The following is a 15,191-nucleotide window of genomic DNA, read 5'->3' as shown; positions in this document are numbered from 1 at the left end:
CATCACCGTCGCCTCCTGAGAGATTCGCTCATCCGCCGGTGCGGATATTCCCCTCTCGCCTGCTAGCATGGCGTCATGCATTTCGCTGGTCTGCTTCTTCTTAGCTGCCGCGACGAGTCCTCAAACTAGGGCCTTCCTCGTCGCGGCGCTTGTGTTGGCCCGATCATTTTGACGAAGAGAAGAAGCCCATCATGCAGAACTCCCAGCGCCCGTCCACGATGCCGATCCACAAGTACCGGCCGTTCCACGAGCTGATCACCGTCGATCTTCCCGATCGCACCTGGCCGTCCAAGCGCATCACCGAAGCACCCCGCTGGTGCGCGGTCGATCTGCGTGACGGCAACCAGGCGCTCATCGACCCGATGTCACCAGAGCGCAAGCGCGTCATGTTCCAATTGCTCGTCGACATGGGCTACAAGGAGATCGAGGTCGGGTTCCCGTCGGCGAGCCAGACCGACTTCGATTTCGTGCGGCAGCTCATCGAAGAGGATCTCATTCCCGATGACGTCACGATCCAGGTGCTGACCCAGGCGCGTGAGCACCTGATCGAGCGCACCTACGAGTCGATCGCCGGTGCGAAGCAGGCCATCGTGCACCTGTACAACTCCACCAGCATCCTGCAGCGCGACGTCGTGTTCCGCACCGACAAGCAGGGCATCATCGACATCGCACTCGAGGGCGCACGGTTGTGCCGCGAGTATGAGAAGCGCGTCCCCGAGACGCAGGTGTACTACGAGTACTCGCCGGAGAGCTACACCGGCACCGAGCTCGAGTTCGCCCTCGACATCTGCAACCAGGTGATCGAGGTGTTCGAGCCGACGCCGGAGCGCAAGGTCATCATCAACCTGCCCGCCACGGTCGAGATGGCATCGCCGAACGTCTACGCCGACTCGATCGAGTGGATGAGCCGCCGTCTCGCCCACCGCGAGAACATCATCTTGTCGCTGCACCCTCACAACGACCGTGGTACGGCGATCGCCGCGGCCGAGCTCGGGTACATGGCCGGTGCCGACCGCATCGAGGGCTGCCTGTTCGGCAACGGCGAGCGCACCGGCAATGTCGACCTCGTCGCGCTGGGCATCAACCTGTTCACGCAGGGCATCGACCCGCAGATCGACTTCAGCGACATCGACCAGGTCAAGCGCACGGTCGAGTACTGCAACCAGCTGCCGGTGCCGGAGCGCAGCCCGTGGGCCGGCGACCTGGTCTTCACCGCCTTCAGCGGCTCGCATCAGGACGCGATCAAGAAGGGCTTCGAGGCGATGGCCGCCGAGGCTGCGGCCGCAGGCAAGACGGTCGACGAGATCGAGTGGGCCGTACCGTACCTGCCGATCGACCCGAAGGATCTGGGCCGCTCCTATGAGGCCGTCATCCGGGTGAACTCGCAGTCCGGCAAGGGGGGCATCGCGTATCTGCTCAAGACCGATCACGCGATCGACCTGCCGCGCAAGCTCCAGATCGAGTTCTCCGGCGTCGTGCAGTCCAAGACGGACGCCGAGGGCGGCGAGGTCACGAGCGATCAGATCTGGTCGATCTTCAACGACGAGTACCTGCCGTCCGACGACGCCGACGCGAAGTGGGGCCGCTTCGAGCTGCTCGCGACGCAGACGCGCAGCGACATGTCTGGCGAGGTGGTGCTCGATGTGACCCTCCGCGACGAGGAGCGGCAGTACGCCGTCTCGGGCGAGGGCAACGGGCCGGTCGCCGCGTTCGTCGAGGTGCTGCGCGCGCAGGGGTTCGACATCACGGTCTACGACTACGTCGAGCACGCTCTCAGCTCAGGCGGCGACGCGCAGGCCGCTGCCTACGTCGAGCTCCAGGTGGGCGACCAGCGACTGTGGGGCGTCGGAGTGGACGGCGACATCTCCACGGCGAGCCTCAAGGCGATCGTGTCGGGCGTGAACCGCTCGATCCGCACCCGCCAGCCGGAACTCGCGACCGCCTAGAGCGACCCTAGGGCTTCACGATCGGGATGGCGCCGGTCTCTGCCGCCACCTTGCGGCGGTAGAGGCGGCGCTGTTCCGGGAGCGACACGTCGAAGATCACGGCCAGCACGCGGATCACCGCCGTCACGACCAGCCCGATGACGCCGGCGATCGTGATGCTCACGCCGAAGGCGTGCACCGTGACGATCACACTGCATCCGAGAAGGGCGGCGACGGCGTAGAGCGAGCCGACGTGCATGATCGCGACGGGCAGCCCCATGATGACGTCGCGCAGGATGCTGCCGCCTACAGCGGCGCATACGCCGATGAAGACCGCAGGCACGGGCGGAACACCCAGACCGATTGCCTTGCTGGTGCCAAAAGCACCGAACATTCCGATGACGACGGCATCGAGACCCACGATGACGGCGTTCGCCCGGTTCAGGAGACCGGCAAGCAGCATGCCGATGATGGCAGCACCACCGGCGGCGATGAGATACCAGTTGTTCTGCAGCGTCGCCGGTGGCTGCCCCAGCAGCAGATCACGGATGAGACCTCCGCCCATCCCGATCAGGATGCCGATGATCGCAACCCCGAGCAGGTCGAGTCGGCGCTGGCCCCGGAACCCCGAGGCGAACATCGCGCCCTGGATGCCGCCGAGGCCGACGCCGAGAAGGTCCGCCCAGAGCGGAATGGTGAAGAGCGGTTCGGTCACACGACCATTGTGTCGTGGACGGAGGATAATCGGACAGTGCCCACCTATCGAGACGAAGCGGTGATCCTGCGCACTCACAAGCTCGGTGAGGCGGATCGGATCGTCACCATGCTGTCTCGGCGCAACGGCAAGATCCGTGCCGTCGCCAAGGGTGTGCGGCGCACCTCGTCGAAGTTCGGCTCCCGGCTGGAGCCTTTCATGGTCGCCGACCTGCAGCTGTACCAGGGTCGATCGCTCGACATCGTGCAGCAGGCGGAGTCCCTCGGCGCATACGGTGCGGAGATCGCTGCGCACTACGATCGCTTCACCTCGGCGAACGCCATGGTCGAGACCGCCGACCGTCTCAGCGACGCGGAGGCGACGCCGGAGCAGTACCTGCTGCTCGTCGGAGGCCTTCGCGCGCTCTCCCGTGGCGAGCACGCCCCGCGCAGCATCCTGGATTCCTATCTGCTGCGTGTCATGGCGCTCTCGGGCTGGGCTCCTTCGCTGAGCGATTGCGCGCGCTGCGCCACGCCGGGCCCGCACACGCACTTCATCGGGCAGCTGGGTGGCCTCGTGTGCTCGAACTGCGCTCCCGCCGGCAGCCCTCGCGTCTCGCAGTCGACGCTGCAGCTGCTGCGCGCCCTCATGCAGGGGGAGTGGGATGCCGTGGATGCGGCGCCGCACGCCGAGACCGCCGCCGCTTCCGGGCTCGTGTCGGCATACGCGCAGTTCCATCTGGAACGCGGCATCCGCTCGCTCGCCCACGTCTTTGACTCGTCTCGAGAGGACTTTCGTTGACTCCGAAGCCGTACACGCACAAGGACGCTGTCGCGTACCGCCCGCTCGATTGGACCGGTGTGCATCCGCCCGTGTTCGCCAAGGTGCCCGAGCACGTGGCGATCGTGATGGATGGCAACGGCCGCTGGGCGAACAAGCAGGGCCTCACCCGCATCGAGGGGCACAAAGCCGGTGAAGAGGTGCTGCTCGACGTCGTCGCCGGCGCCGTCCAGGCCGGTGTGAAGCATCTGTCGGTCTACGCGTTCTCGACCGAGAACTGGGCTCGCTCGCCCGAGGAGGTGCGCTTCCTGATGGGATACAACCGCGACGTGCTGCATCGTCGGCGCGACCAACTCAACGAGTGGGGCGTGCGGATCCGCTGGGCGGGAAGAAAGCCTCGACTGTGGGGATCTGTGATCAAGGAGCTGCAGCGCGCGGAGGAGCTGACCAGGGACAACGACGTGCTGACACTCACGATGTGCGTGAACTACGGCGGGCGGGGCGAGCTGGTAGACGCGATGCGCTCACTTGCGGGCGAGGTGGCCGCCGGGCGTCTGAAGCCGAAGGCGATCACCGAGAAGATGATCGGCCGCCAGTTGTACGTGCCAGAGCTGCCGGACGTCGACCTGTTCCTGCGCAGCTCGGGCGAGCAGCGCACCTCGAACTTCCTGCTCTGGCAGTCGGCGTACGCCGAGATGGTGTTCCTCGACACGCTCTGGCCCGACTTCTCGCGTCAGGAGCTGTGGCGTGCGATCGAGATCTATGTGTCGCGCGATCGCCGCTTCGGCGGCGCGGTGGATGCGCCGTCCGCCTGAGATTGCAGCCAGCGCTCCGTCTCGCGCGGGTGTCGCAGCCGCACGATCGTGAGATGGGGGAATCGCTCTCGGACGTCTGGCATCTTCGCCGTCCAGAACCCCAGCGTCTTGGTCTGCCACGCGAGGATGTTCTCGCCAGGATCGCGGGTCGCCAGCAGCTTCCACAAGGGCTTCTCGACGTTGCCGTTGTACATCTCGGTGCGCAGGATGCTGCGGCCCAGAGTGCGACGGATCAGTCGCGAGCGCACCACTCGATACGGATAGTCCAGCCAGAGCGCGAGCTGCGCGCGCGGCGTCATGATCTCATCCGTGCCCTTGCTGGTGTACTGCCACTCGGTCACCCACCGGTCCGTTGCGGCGAATGCGCGCACGTCGTCGAGGAACTCCGGACGCGGGGTCCAGTCCGGGCCGTGGAAGAGCGAGTCGATCTCGATGTGTTCGAGCGACCAGAGACGTGCGATGCGGCCGGCGAGGGACGTCTTTCCCGAACCGGTGACGCCGGCGATCAGCACGCGCTCGGGCCGGAACGGGAGCGGATCGTCGGCTGAGAGCATCCGAAGATGCTATCAACGGAGGGGCGGTGCCTATGCGGCTCGGTGAGGTCGTGGCTTCGACTCGCTTCGCTCGCTCAGCCCGTTTCGTCTCGCTTCGCTCGCTCAACGCCCCGCTGGTGTGCGAGCCAGCGCTCCGTCTCGCGCGGATGCGTGAGCCGGACGATCGTCAGATGCGGGTGCTCTGCTTCGATCTGCGGCATCCGCTCGCTCCACTTGTGGCGAGTGCGGCGCTGCCAGTCGAGGATGTTCTCGTCGCCGCGCACGGTGAGCGCATGCCACAGGTTCGGCTCGACGTTCCCGTTCCAGAGCTTCGTGCGTAGGATGCGACGCTTCCAGGTGCGACGGATGAGCCGTCGGCGTGCGACGCCGTACGGGTAGTCGAGCCACAGCAGCAGATCAGCACTTCGCGGGAGGACCGTGTTCGTTCCCTTGGATGTGTACTGCCACTCGGTCACCCACCGGTCCGTTGCGGCGAATGCGCGCACTTCGTCGAGGAACTCAGGTCGGGGTGTCCAGCCGGGTCCGTGGTAGAGCGCGTCGAGCTCCTGGTGCGTGAGATTCCAGCGGGCCGCGATCCGCCGTGCGAGCGTGGTCTTCCCCGAGCCGGTGACGCCGGCGATCAGCACGCGCTCCGGCTGGAAGGGGAGCGGATCGTCGGCTGAGAGCATCCGAAGATGCTATCAACGGAATATTCGCGGGTCAGAGAAGGTTCCCACTGAGGTGAGCCAACCTATCTCGATTGACATCTGGTCCGACATCGCCTGCCCGTGGTGCTACATCGGCAAGCGCAACCTCGAAACAGGTCTTGCGGCGGTCGCCGGCGACGAAGACGCTCCGAAGGTCACCGTCACCTTCCACTCGTTCGAACTCTCGCCCGACACTCCTGTCGACTTCGACGGAGACGAGATCGACTTCCTCGCCGGCCACAAGGGCATGCCCCGTGACCAGGTGGTGGGCATGCTCGACAACGTGACCGGCATTGCCAAGAACGCCGGCCTGGAGTACCGCTTCGATCTGCTGAAGCACACGAACACGGTCAAGGCGCACGAACTGCTGCACCATGCCAAGGCGAACGATCTGCAGCACGAGATGGAAGAGCGCCTGATGTCGGCGTACTTCACCGAGGGCAAGCATGTCGGGCGCATCGACGACCTGATCGAGCTGGCGGTCGAGGTCGGGCTCGACGCCGATGAGGCTCGCGCGGCGCTCGAGAGTGAGAAGCACCTCCCGGATGTCCGTCAGGACCAGGCGCAGGCTCGCGCCTACGGCATCCAGGGCGTGCCGTTCTTCGTGATCGACGGTCAGTACGGTATCTCGGGCGCACAGCCGCCGGCCACGTTCGAGAACGTGCTGCGAGACCTCTGGGCCAAACGCGGCGAGAGCGACTCCGCACCGGCGGATCAGGAAGAAGCCGCGGTCTAGCGGACCAGGGCGCCCTCGATCGCCTCGACGATCTCGGGGGCGTCCGGCTTCTGCTTCGGACGGAAGCGCTTGACCGAACCGTCCGGCAGCACCAGGAACTTCTCGAAGTTCCATTCCACACGTCCGGCCTTGCCGCCGGCGTCCTGCGTCTCCTTGAGCGCCTTGTAGAGCTCGGTGGCGTTCCTGCCGTTGACCTTGACCTTGTCGTTCACGGGGAAGGTCACGCCGTACGTGGTGGAGCAGAACTCCAGGATCTGCTCGACCGAACCGGGCTCCTGACCCATGAACTGGTTGCTCGGGAACCCGACGACGCTGAAGCCGCGGTCGCCGTAGGTGCGCTGCAACTGCTCGAGCTGCTCGTACTGGGGCGTGAGACCGCACTTCGATGCCACGTTGACGACGAGCAGAACATCGGCCCCCAGGTCGTCGAGCGTCTTCTCGGCGCCGGTGGCATCGGTGAATGGGATCTGGCGCACGCTGGTTTCGGTCATATCCACAGCCTAAGACGCGGTGCGGCGCCGAGGGCCGTGGGGATGGGAGAATGGAAGGGATATGACTCTCGCTTCCGCCCCCGCTCGCGCCCTGCGCATCGGCCCGATCGACCTCGACGTGCCTGTCGTCCTCGCACCCATGGCGGGCATCACCAACACCGCGTTCCGTCTCCTGTGCCGTGAATACGGCGCGGGCCTCTACGTCAGCGAGATGATCACGTCTCGCGCGCTGGTGGAACGCAACGACACGACGATGCGGCTCATCCGCCACCACGAGAGCGAGACGCCGCGGTCTATCCAGCTCTACGGCGTCGACCCGAAGACCATCGCCGAGGCGGTGCGCATCATCGTGGCGGAAGACCACGCCGACCACATTGACCTGAACTTCGGATGCCCCGTCCCCAAGGTCACCCGCAAGGGCGGGGGAGCAGCGCTGCCGTGGAAGACCGGTCTGTTCGCGGAGATCGTCGATCAGGCGGTCAAGGCCGCCGGAGACATCCCGCTGACGGTGAAGATGCGCAAGGGCATCGATGCCGACCACCTCACGTTCCTCGACGCCGGGCGCGCCGCCGAAGACGCCGGTGCCGCTGCCGTCGCCCTGCATGCCCGCACCGCGAGCGAGTTCTACTCCGGCCACGCCGACTGGAACGCGATCGGCGAGTTGAAGCAGGCTGTCACGAGCATCCCGGTGCTCGGAAACGGCGACATCTGGTCGGCCGATGACGCCGTGCGGATGATGGCCGAGACCGACTGCGACGGCGTCGTCGTCGGGCGCGGATGCCTGGGCCGCCCGTGGCTGTTCGGCGATCTCGCCGCAGCGTTCGGCGCCGAGTCTCGACCGGTCGACGCCACCCTCGGTTTCGTCGCCGATGCCTTCCGCCGGCATGCGCAGCTGCTGGTCGAGTTCCTCGAGGACGAGGATCACGGATGCCGCGATATCCGCAAGCACGTCGCATGGTACTTCAAGGGCTATCCGGTCGGCAGTGACGTGCGCACCGGCCTCGCCACTGCGCAGAGCCTCGCCCACATCGATGACCTGCTCGGTCAGCTCGACCGTGATGCGCCGTATCCCGGAGCGGATGCCGAGGGTCAGCGCGGTCGTGCCGGTCGCCCGAAGCGCCCTGCTCTGCCCGACAAGTGGCTGGACTCACGTGATGTCGCCGGCGACACCGGCGAGATGCTGCGCGGCGCGGAGATCGAGAACAGTGGTGGTTGATCCTTCGACCGCTGAGCCTGTCGCAGCGTTTGGCGGTGCGCGGATCGACGGCTACGACGCGCGCGACACGGCGCGCTTCGTCAGTGAGCAGCACCGCTCAGAGCGTGATGACTTCGCCCGAGATCGTGCCAGAGTGCTGCACTCGGCCGGCCTGCGCCGTCTGGCGGCGAAGACGCAGGTGCTGAGCCCTGCGAGCACGGCTGACTTCGCCCGCAATCGGCTGACGCACTCGCTCGAGGTCGCGCAGGTCGGCCGAGAACTCGCCGGGGCTCTCGGCGTCTCGGCCGACGTCGTCGACACCGCCTGCCTCAGTCACGATCTGGGGCATCCGCCGTTCGGCCACAACGGCGAACGCGCCCTGAACGAATGGGCGGAGCCGATCGGCGGCTTCGAGGGCAACGCGCAGTCGCTGCGCATCCTCACCCGCCTGGAGGCGAAGGTCCTCGACGCGGACGGCCATTCCGTCGGGCTGAACCTCACGCGGGCGAGCCTCGACGCGACCTGCAAGTATCCGTGGACGGTCGACAGCCCCGTCCCCGATCCCGGCGGACGTCTGAAGTTCGGCGTGTATCCCGAGGATGAGGACGTGTTCCGCTGGATGCGCGAGGACGCACCTGGGCGTCTGCGCTGCATCGAGGCGGAGATCATGGATCTCTCCGATGACATCGCCTATTCCGTGCACGACTTCGAAGACGCGATCGTCAACGGCTACCTCGATGTGGCCACGCTGTCGAACCCGAAGCAACACGATGCGCTGGTCGGGCGCGTGCAGCAATGGGTCGGGTACGACTTCACCAGGGAAGAGCTCGCCGACGCTCTCTACCGCCTGACGAGCCAGCCGATGTGGCTGAAGTCCTTCGACCGCTCACGCCGCGATCTCGCCGGGCTCAAGAACCTCACCAGCGACCTGATCGGCCGCTTCGCGCGCGCCGCCGTCGCCGCGACGCGTGAGACCTATCGGGGCCCGGCGCTCGCCCGGTACAGCGCGCACGTCGTCGTGCCGCGGGTGGTGGAGGCGGAGATCGCCGTACTCAAGGGCATCATGGGACAGGCGATCGTGACGATCGAGGCCCGCAAGGGCGTCTACAAGGAGCAGCGACGCGTGCTCAAGCGCCTTGCCGATGCACTCTGGTCGACCGATGCGCTGTGGACGGCGGGAGCAGATGTGCTCGAGCCCGCCTTCGCGGCGGACTTCCACGACGCGGAGACGGATGCGCAGCGCGCGCGAGTGGTCGTCGACCAGATCGCCAGCCTGACGGATCAGACGGCCCTGGATTGGCACAGCAGGCTCGTCGGCGATGTCGACCCTGCTGAGGTCGGCATCTGGTCCCCGCGTCATGTTAGGCAGCGCTCCGGCGCGCACGAGGACGAACGGGCACTCGCCGAAAGGGCGAACTGATGCCGAGGATCCGCCAGGCAGACGTCGATGAGGTGAAGTCGCGCACCAACATCGGCGACATCGTCGGAGAACGCGTCGCATTGAAGTCGGCCGGCGTCGGCTCGCTCAAGGGGCTCTGCCCGTTCCACGACGAGAAGAGCCCCAGCTTCCACGTGCGCCCGCAGGTCGGCTATTACCACTGCTTCGGCTGCGGAGAATCCGGCGACGTGTACTCGTTCCTGCGGGAGATGGATCACGTCAGCTTCACCGAGGCGGTCGAGCGCCTCGCGGGACGCATCGGCTACACCCTGCACTACGAGGACGGCGGGTCGGCACCGGAGAACAGCGGCCGCAGCCGCCTGTACGCGGCGAACACCGCGGCAGCCGAGTTCTTCCGCGGCCAACTGCTGTCGGCCGAAGCGGAGACCGGCCGGAAGTTCCTCGGAGAACGCGGCTTCGACGCCGGTGCCGCAGCCCATTTCGGCGTCGGCTACGCGCCGCGCGGATGGGAAGGGATGATGAAGGCCCTCACCGCGCAGGGATTCACGCGCGACGAGCTGCTCGCGGCCGGACTCGTGTCACAGGGACAGCGCGGGGTGTACGACAGATTCCGCGGACGGCTGGTCTGGCCGATCCGCGATGTCACAGGACAGACCATCGGCTTCGGCGCCCGCAAGCTGTATGACGACGACCAGGGGCCGAAGTACCTGAACACTCCCGAGACGATCATCTACAAGAAGGCCCAGGTGCTCTACGGGCTCGACCTGGCCAAGCGCGACATCTCTCGAGGCGATCCGCGACGCGTCGTGGTCGTCGAGGGGTACACCGACGTCATGGCGTGCCACCTTGCGGGTCTGACCACAGCTGTCGCGACCTGTGGCACGGCGTTCGGCGCGGAGCACATCAAGGTTCTGCGCCGTGTGATGGGCGACGACAACGCCTCGGGGGAGGTCGTGTTCACGTTCGACGGCGACGAGGCGGGCCAGAAGGCGGCGCTGCGCGCCTTCACAGAGGATGACCGCTTCAACGCGCAGACCTTCGTCGCCGTGGCCCCGAACGGTCTCGATCCGTGCGATCTGAGGCTGCAGCGCGGCGACGCTGCGGTGCGTGGGCTCATGGACGCCAAGGTGCCGATGTTCGAGTTCGCGATCGACCGCAGACTCAGCGGTTTCGACCTCGCCACCGTCGAGGGGCAGGTCGGCGCGCTGCGAGCGGCAGCACCGATCGTGGCCGAGATCCGCGATCGCCTGCTGCGCCCAGGGTACGAGCGGATGCTCGCCCGACGTCTGGGCATGGACCCGACCGAGGTGCGCGCCGAGGTGGAGCGTGCTGGTCGTGCAGGAGCGAACCACGCTCCTGCACGACGCGAACCGGCAGAGGCTGTGCCGGCGGGTTCGGAGCCGACGGCAGTCGCACCCGTGACGCTGGCGAGCCTGCCGCGCACGGCCGACGTCGCACTCGAGCGCGGCGCGATGATGGGAGCCCTGCAGTACGGGCATCAGATCGATCAGGCCACGCTGGCGCGCGCATTCGAGGTGCCGTTCCGCCACCCGGCGTTGGAAGCGATCCGCGAAGTCGTCGTCGCCGCATCCGACCGTACGCGCGTCGGATGGGCGATGGATGCTGTCAACGCGGTGCGCGAGCCGTACCGCTTGCTCGCCGGGGAGCTGCTGATGTCGCCGTTCCCGGCACGCGATGAGGAGGGGGCGGCCAGATCGACGGCGGATCTGTTCCGGCGCATGATCCTGCGCAACCTCGATCGGGAGAAGAACGAGCTGCTCGGCGCTGTGCAGAGAGTGCCTGCGGATTCGGACGGCGGCCGGGCATTGCGCATGCGCCTGCGCGATCTCGACATCGAGCGCCAGCGCTTCACCGAGTCGTAACGGACCGTAAGGCCGATTCGGGGGAGGATGGAACCTATGTCCCGAAGGCAACACTCCTCGAACGTGATCGACTGCTTCGATCTGGTCATCGATCGGATCGGGCACGGAGCCCCCACGCGCGCCGTCGACGGAGTCACCTTCGCGCTCTCTCCCGGCGACCTGATCTGCGTCGCCGGTCCCACCGGATCCGGCAAGTCCACGCTGGTCGCGGCTCTCGCGGGTTCCACGGACCCATCGGTGCGCATCGTCGGCGGCACCGCCGAAGTCTGCGGCGTGAACGTGCGAAAGCCCGGTCGGCGGCATCGCGAGCTGACATACCTCACCGGGTTCATCCCTCAGGGTGCCGGCGCCGATCTTCCGCCGACGCTCACGGTGAGTGAAGTGATCGCAGAGCCGATCCTCATCCGCGAGAAGCGCGTCAACAGCAAGGCGCTCTCGATCCGCATCGCGACGCTGCTGGACGAGCTGCATCTGCCGCTCGGCACGGCGGCGAAGTTCCCGTACGAGCTCAGCGCCGGCATGCGTCAGCGGGTTGCGATCGCACGGGCCTTCGTCCTCGAGCCGCGGGTGCTCATCGCCGACGAGCCGCTCGCGAATCTCGATCTCGAAGTGCGGCCGGTCGTGTTCGACGCGATCACCAGGCGCCGCAACGGGCAGGGGATGGGAGCGCTGCTCGTCACGAACGATGCGGCGTTCATCCGTGAGCTCAATGCCGAGACGCTGATGCTGCGTGCCGGTCACGTGGTGGCGCGGGGCGTCGGCAAGGACCTGCTCTGGGTGCCCAACGGCGAGGCGGATTCGCTCGGCCGCTGACCCGACTCGACACGCCCGAGCAGGGCGGCGGGTGTCACGAGCACCCTCGGGGGTTTGCTAAGATTGTGGAGTTGCTTCGGCGACATCGCCTGATCCCCAATAGCTCAATTGGCAGAGCAGCCGACTGTTAATCGGCAGGTTATTGGTTCGAGTCCAATTTGGGGAGCCAGATCAGAAGGCCCCGTCTTGTACGGGGCTTTCTGCATTCGTGCGGTGTTGTGCCCGTACGGCAGGCATGCGCAAGAGGCTCCGCCCGATCGGACGGAGCCTCTTGCGCGAATCAGCCGCTGATCAGCGTGCGGCGCCTCTGAGCGTGCCGGTCACATCGAGCGAAAGCTTCGGGTCGGCGGGGTCCGGCTCGTAGATCACGCACTGCACTCGAAGAAGACCTCGTCCGCGTGCGGCTCGGAGCAAGGAACGACATCGGCATCGGTGATCTCGCCGGTGGTGTCGCTGGTCGGCATGCAGTCACCCACCTTGAGGGAGAAGATGTCGATGTTCGATCCCTCGGTGACCTCGCCGGTCTCTTCATCGCGCTGAGCGTCATTGCTGCCGCCCACGATGAGGTTGTTGAGCGCGCTGCAGCCGCTGAGCGCGATGCTGAGCGCGAGCGCCGTTCCTGCCAGTGCGAGCGCGCGCCGGTTGCGCAGTTTCATCATGTGAGTTCCCCTCCGAGGAATCGTCCGTCAACGGACACTGATGGCCCGCCCCACGGGAACGGTACTGACACTGAACCTGAGACGCAACTTTGAATGGGTTATGCAGAAGCTGTATGCGCTCAGGCTTCGAGGTCGTCGACTCCGGGCATCCAGCTCGCACCGGGCTTGCCCCATCCGCGTTTGCGCGCGATCTTCTGGACGGTCTTCCAATCGCCGTCGGACAGTCGATCGATGTAGAGGATGCCGTCGAGATGATCGAACTCGTGCTGCATGATGCGGGCCCGCCATCCGTCCACCTCGATGCGCACCGCCGCGCCGTCGAGGTCCAGACCGGTCACCAGCACTCGGTCGGCACGGCGCAGTGGGAACCGCTCACCGGGGAAGGACAGGCAGCCCTCGGACTCCTCGTCCGGGTCGGGGGGGCCGGGCTCAGGGGGAGACATCCACAGCACCGGGTTGATGAGCACGCCGCGCCACGGCTGGTCGTCATCGTCCACATACGAATACGTGTAGATGCGAAGAGCCACGCCGACCTGGGGAGCGGCGAGGCCGACCCCAGGAGCTGTGTCCATGGTCTCGAACATGTCGGCGACGAGAGTGCGGACCTCGTCATCGATCTCGGCGACGGGCGATGCGGGGGAGTGCAGAACGGTATCGCCCATGATGCGAATCGGTAGAACAGCCACGCCACAACCCTACTGTGCGCCCTGTGCCAGGTAGTGTTTCAGTGTGAGCGCGGGCGTGTGGATGGCAGAGGCGGATGTCGGCAACCAGCTCGTCGGCGTCTTCCAGAACCCCGCGTTGCTGCTCGGCATCCCCTTGGCGCTCGCGGGCGCTGTGTTCATGTCGCTCGGAGCCCAATACCAGCACCGCGGCGTCGAGAAGGTCGAGCGCCTCAGCGGTGCGGACGGAGCGAGCGGTCTGAGCGCCGACCAGCTCAAACGACTGCTGACCAGGCCGTCATGGATCCTCGGCACGCTCATGCTCGGCCTGGCGATCGTCTGCCAGCTCGCGGCGCTCTCCGCTGCCCCGCTGATCGTCGTCCAGCCGCTCGGCGCGATCGCGCTCGTGATCACCACTCTGCTCAATGCCCGTGTGTCCGGGCACACACCCACCAGGAAGTCGCTCATAGCCATAGGGGCGTGCGTGGGCGGCATCTTCATCTTCGTCATCTTCGCTGCACTGTTCGCCGTGGAGCAGGAGATCACCGATCGCGAGCTCTTCGTGATCCTCGCGATCCTGCTGGTCGTGATCATCGTGCTCGGCGGATTCTGGCTGATCCTGCGCCACCGCATGCGGGCTCTCTTCTACGTCGTCGGCGCCGGCATCCTCTACGGCTTCGTCGCAACGCTGGCCAAGGCCGTCATCAAGCGCGTGCAGGCCGGGGAGTTCGACTGGGTGACGCTGGTATGCGTGATCGCCCTGGTGGCGGCATCCGCCGTCGGTGCCTACTTCGTCCAGACCGCATACAGTTCCGGCCCGCCCGACCTTGTGATCGCCGGGCTGACCGTGGTCGATCCGATGATCGCGGTTCTGATCGGGATGCTGGTGCTCGGCGAAGCCGCGGCTGCGCCGCCATGGGTGCTCGTCTGCTTCGGAGTCGCCGGAGCGATCGCGATCTGGGGCGTGGTCGGTCTCGCCAGGTATCACCCGCAGGTGCTAAGTGAGAGCCAGGAACTCGGCATCGTCCGGGGGAGCGTCGCTTCGGACTCGTCCAACGGCTCAGACGCGACGCGCCGCCCAGGCACCGAGTACGGCCCAGGGGTGGAGAGCAGCGATCAGTAGACCTGTTCGATGAGGTCTTCCGAGACCTCCGACGCGGCAGCCTGATCGACGAAGAAGATCGTGCGCTTGCGCCCCTTGGCGCCCGCTGCGGGCACGTTCGTGTAGCTGGCGCCCGCGAGTGCGAGCCCGAGCGCCGAGGCCTTGTCGGCGCCGGTGAGAACCAGCCAGACGCGCTTGGAGGAATTGATCACCGGACGGGTCAGCGTGACCCGCTCCGGCGGCGGCTTCGGAGAGTCGCGAACGGGCAGCACCGCAGCATCCGTCTCGGTGACCTCGGAGCGATCCGGGAACAGCGAGGCGATGTGACCATCTGGACCGACACCGAGGAAGCACACCGCGAACGACGGCCAGGCATGCTCTTGGCCACCGAACCTCGCGAGCTCCGCGGCGTACGCCGCTGCGGCCTCATCTAGTGAGAGGCCGCTGTCGGCGCCGGCGACCTCATGGATGTTCTCCGCAGGCACAGTGATGTGATCCAGCAGCGCCTCACGCGACTGCAGGGCGTTCCGATCCTGATCGTCGCGAGCGACGAATCGTTCGTCACCCCACCAGAAGTGCACCAGCGACCAGTCGATGCGGTTCACCTTGGGATGAGCGGCGACGGCGCGAAGAACCGTGCTGCCCATCGATCCGCCGGTGAGAGCGATGTGCGCGGTCCGGCCGTTCTTCGTCCTGGCCTTCACCCGTGTGAGGAACGCCTGCGCGACCCGGTCGGCGAGAGCGGACGGCGTCGGCTCGACGACGACCAGCTTCTCGGCGGATGATGCCTGCATGTC

Annotated in this window: 16 protein-coding genes and 1 tRNA gene; 10 read left to right on the top strand and 7 right to left on the bottom strand. The window is 66.6% G+C overall.

The genetic code is table 11. The features are described from left to right. Positions 1-191 precede the first annotated feature (191 nt). Positions 192-1,946: a 2-isopropylmalate synthase gene (gene leuA, locus JF52_RS0114495; RefSeq protein ID WP_033107264.1), complete on the top strand. Its 1,755-nt coding sequence runs from the start codon at positions 192-194 to the stop codon at positions 1,944-1,946. Between the two features lie 7 nt (positions 1,947-1,953). Here leuA and JF52_RS0114490 read toward each other — a convergent pair whose 3' ends face one another. Then, positions 1,954-2,640: a trimeric intracellular cation channel family protein gene (locus tag JF52_RS0114490; RefSeq protein ID WP_033107263.1), complete on the bottom strand. Its 687-nt coding sequence runs from the start codon at positions 2,638-2,640 to the stop codon at positions 1,954-1,956. Positions 2,641-2,676: 36 nt separating this feature from the next. Here JF52_RS0114490 and recO point away from each other — a divergent pair, with 36 nt between their 5' ends. Further along, positions 2,677-3,420: a DNA repair protein RecO gene (gene recO / locus JF52_RS0114485; protein ID WP_033107262.1), complete on the top strand. Its 744-nt coding sequence runs from the start codon at positions 2,677-2,679 to the stop codon at positions 3,418-3,420. After that, complete coding sequence (locus tag JF52_RS0114480; RefSeq protein WP_033107261.1) at positions 3,417-4,214, top strand: isoprenyl transferase; 798 nt, start codon at positions 3,417-3,419, stop codon at positions 4,212-4,214. The genes recO and JF52_RS0114480 overlap by 4 nt, the downstream gene beginning before the upstream one ends. Here JF52_RS0114480 and JF52_RS0114475 read toward each other — a convergent pair. Together JF52_RS0114475 and JF52_RS0114470 are read right to left on the bottom strand one after the other, a co-directional pair. Continuing rightward, positions 4,160-4,768 (bottom strand): P-loop NTPase family protein, encoded by a 609-nt coding sequence (locus tag JF52_RS0114475; RefSeq protein ID WP_033107260.1) that lies wholly within the window; start codon positions 4,766-4,768, stop codon positions 4,160-4,162. The genes JF52_RS0114480 and JF52_RS0114475 overlap by 55 nt on opposite strands. A 74-nt stretch (positions 4,769-4,842) precedes the next feature. Beyond that, positions 4,843-5,436, bottom strand: coding sequence for a P-loop NTPase family protein (locus JF52_RS0114470; protein ID WP_033107259.1), 594 nt, complete (start codon positions 5,434-5,436; stop codon positions 4,843-4,845). A 52-nt stretch (positions 5,437-5,488) separates the two neighbouring features. Here JF52_RS0114470 and JF52_RS0114465 point away from each other — a divergent pair, with 52 nt between their 5' ends. Further along, positions 5,489-6,190, top strand: coding sequence for a DsbA family oxidoreductase (locus JF52_RS0114465; RefSeq protein WP_033107258.1), 702 nt, complete (start codon positions 5,489-5,491; stop codon positions 6,188-6,190). Here the strand turns inward: JF52_RS0114465 and JF52_RS0114460 are convergent. Further along, entirely contained in the window at positions 6,187-6,681 is a 495-nt protein-coding gene (locus tag JF52_RS0114460; RefSeq protein WP_033107257.1) for a glutathione peroxidase, read from the bottom strand. The two genes, JF52_RS0114465 and JF52_RS0114460, sit on opposite strands and share 4 nt — an antisense overlap. 61 nt (positions 6,682-6,742) lie before the next feature. On the opposite strand from JF52_RS0114460, the gene dusB reads away from it, so the two are divergent. The 5 genes from dusB (at position 6,743) to JF52_RS0114435 (ending at position 12,140) form a co-directional block, all read left to right on the top strand. Further along, on the top strand, positions 6,743-7,897 hold the full coding sequence (gene dusB / locus JF52_RS0114455; RefSeq protein WP_033107256.1) for a tRNA dihydrouridine synthase DusB: 1,155 nt from the start codon (positions 6,743-6,745) through the stop codon (positions 7,895-7,897). Continuing rightward, on the top strand, positions 7,887-9,296 hold the full coding sequence (locus JF52_RS0114450; protein WP_372959111.1) for a deoxyguanosinetriphosphate triphosphohydrolase: 1,410 nt from the start codon (positions 7,887-7,889) through the stop codon (positions 9,294-9,296). Before dusB ends, JF52_RS0114450 begins: the two co-directional genes overlap by 11 nt. Beyond that, positions 9,296-11,158: a DNA primase gene (gene dnaG / locus JF52_RS0114445; protein WP_033107255.1), complete on the top strand. Its 1,863-nt coding sequence runs from the start codon at positions 9,296-9,298 to the stop codon at positions 11,156-11,158. Before JF52_RS0114450 ends, dnaG begins: the two co-directional genes overlap by 1 nt. Before the next feature lie 36 nt (positions 11,159-11,194). Then, the gene (locus tag JF52_RS0114440; protein WP_033107254.1) at positions 11,195-11,971 is read left to right on the top strand and encodes an ATP-binding cassette domain-containing protein; all 777 of its coding nucleotides are present in this window, start codon (positions 11,195-11,197) and stop codon (positions 11,969-11,971) included. Between the two features lie 93 nt (positions 11,972-12,064). Then, positions 12,065-12,140 (top strand) — tRNA-Asn (locus tag JF52_RS0114435). Positions 12,141-12,336: 196 nt separating this feature from the next. Here JF52_RS0114435 and JF52_RS0114430 read toward each other — a convergent pair. After that, the gene (locus JF52_RS0114430; protein WP_052167061.1) at positions 12,337-12,630 is read right to left on the bottom strand and encodes a hypothetical protein; all 294 of its coding nucleotides are present in this window, start codon (positions 12,628-12,630) and stop codon (positions 12,337-12,339) included. A 119-nt stretch (positions 12,631-12,749) separates the two neighbouring features. Further along, a complete protein-coding gene (gene def, locus JF52_RS0114425; protein ID WP_084595871.1) occupies positions 12,750-13,316 on the bottom strand; it encodes a peptide deformylase in 567 nt (188 codons plus the stop codon). A gap of 61 nt (positions 13,317-13,377) precedes the next feature. Between def and JF52_RS0114420 the strand changes: the two genes are divergently transcribed. Then, positions 13,378-14,415, top strand: a complete 1,038-nt coding sequence (locus JF52_RS0114420) for a DMT family transporter (protein WP_052167060.1) — start codon at positions 13,378-13,380, stop codon at positions 14,413-14,415. Here the strand turns inward: JF52_RS0114420 and pgl are convergent. Further along, complete coding sequence (pgl, locus tag JF52_RS0114415) at positions 14,409-15,188, bottom strand: 6-phosphogluconolactonase (protein ID WP_033107367.1); 780 nt, start codon at positions 15,186-15,188, stop codon at positions 14,409-14,411. The genes JF52_RS0114420 and pgl overlap by 7 nt on opposite strands. Positions 15,189-15,191 lie beyond the last annotated feature (3 nt).

Origin of the sequence: Microbacterium profundi, assembly GCF_000763375.1 — a bacterium.
Lineage (GTDB): Bacteria > Actinomycetota > Actinomycetes > Actinomycetales > Microbacteriaceae > Microbacterium > Microbacterium profundi.
Note: the sequence above shows the minus strand (reverse complement) of the source record. Positions and strands in the feature narration are given on the sequence as shown.

Excerpts from the sequence above, each read along its gene's own strand:
- JF52_RS0114470 (WP_033107259.1), bottom strand. The coding sequence starts at position 5,436 with ATGCTCTCAGCCGACGATCCGCTCCCCTTCCAGCCGGAGCGCGTGCTG.
- JF52_RS0114460 (WP_033107257.1), bottom strand. The coding sequence starts at position 6,681 with ATGACCGAAACCAGCGTGCGCCAGATCCCATTCACCGATGCCACCGGC.
- pgl (WP_033107367.1), bottom strand. The coding sequence starts at position 15,188 with ATGCAGGCATCATCCGCCGAGAAGCTGGTCGTCGTCGAGCCGACGCCG.
- dnaG (WP_033107255.1), top strand. The coding sequence starts at position 9,296 with ATGCCGAGGATCCGCCAGGCAGACGTCGATGAGGTGAAGTCGCGCACC.
- JF52_RS0114430 (WP_052167061.1), bottom strand. The coding sequence starts at position 12,630 with ATGATGAAACTGCGCAACCGGCGCGCGCTCGCACTGGCAGGAACGGCG.
- leuA (WP_033107264.1), top strand. The coding sequence starts at position 192 with ATGCAGAACTCCCAGCGCCCGTCCACGATGCCGATCCACAAGTACCGG.
- dusB (WP_033107256.1), top strand. The coding sequence starts at position 6,743 with ATGACTCTCGCTTCCGCCCCCGCTCGCGCCCTGCGCATCGGCCCGATC.
- JF52_RS0114440 (WP_033107254.1), top strand. The coding sequence starts at position 11,195 with ATGTCCCGAAGGCAACACTCCTCGAACGTGATCGACTGCTTCGATCTG.
- JF52_RS0114475 (WP_033107260.1), bottom strand. The coding sequence starts at position 4,768 with ATGCTCTCAGCCGACGATCCGCTCCCGTTCCGGCCCGAGCGCGTGCTG.
- JF52_RS0114420 (WP_052167060.1), top strand. The coding sequence starts at position 13,378 with ATGGCAGAGGCGGATGTCGGCAACCAGCTCGTCGGCGTCTTCCAGAAC.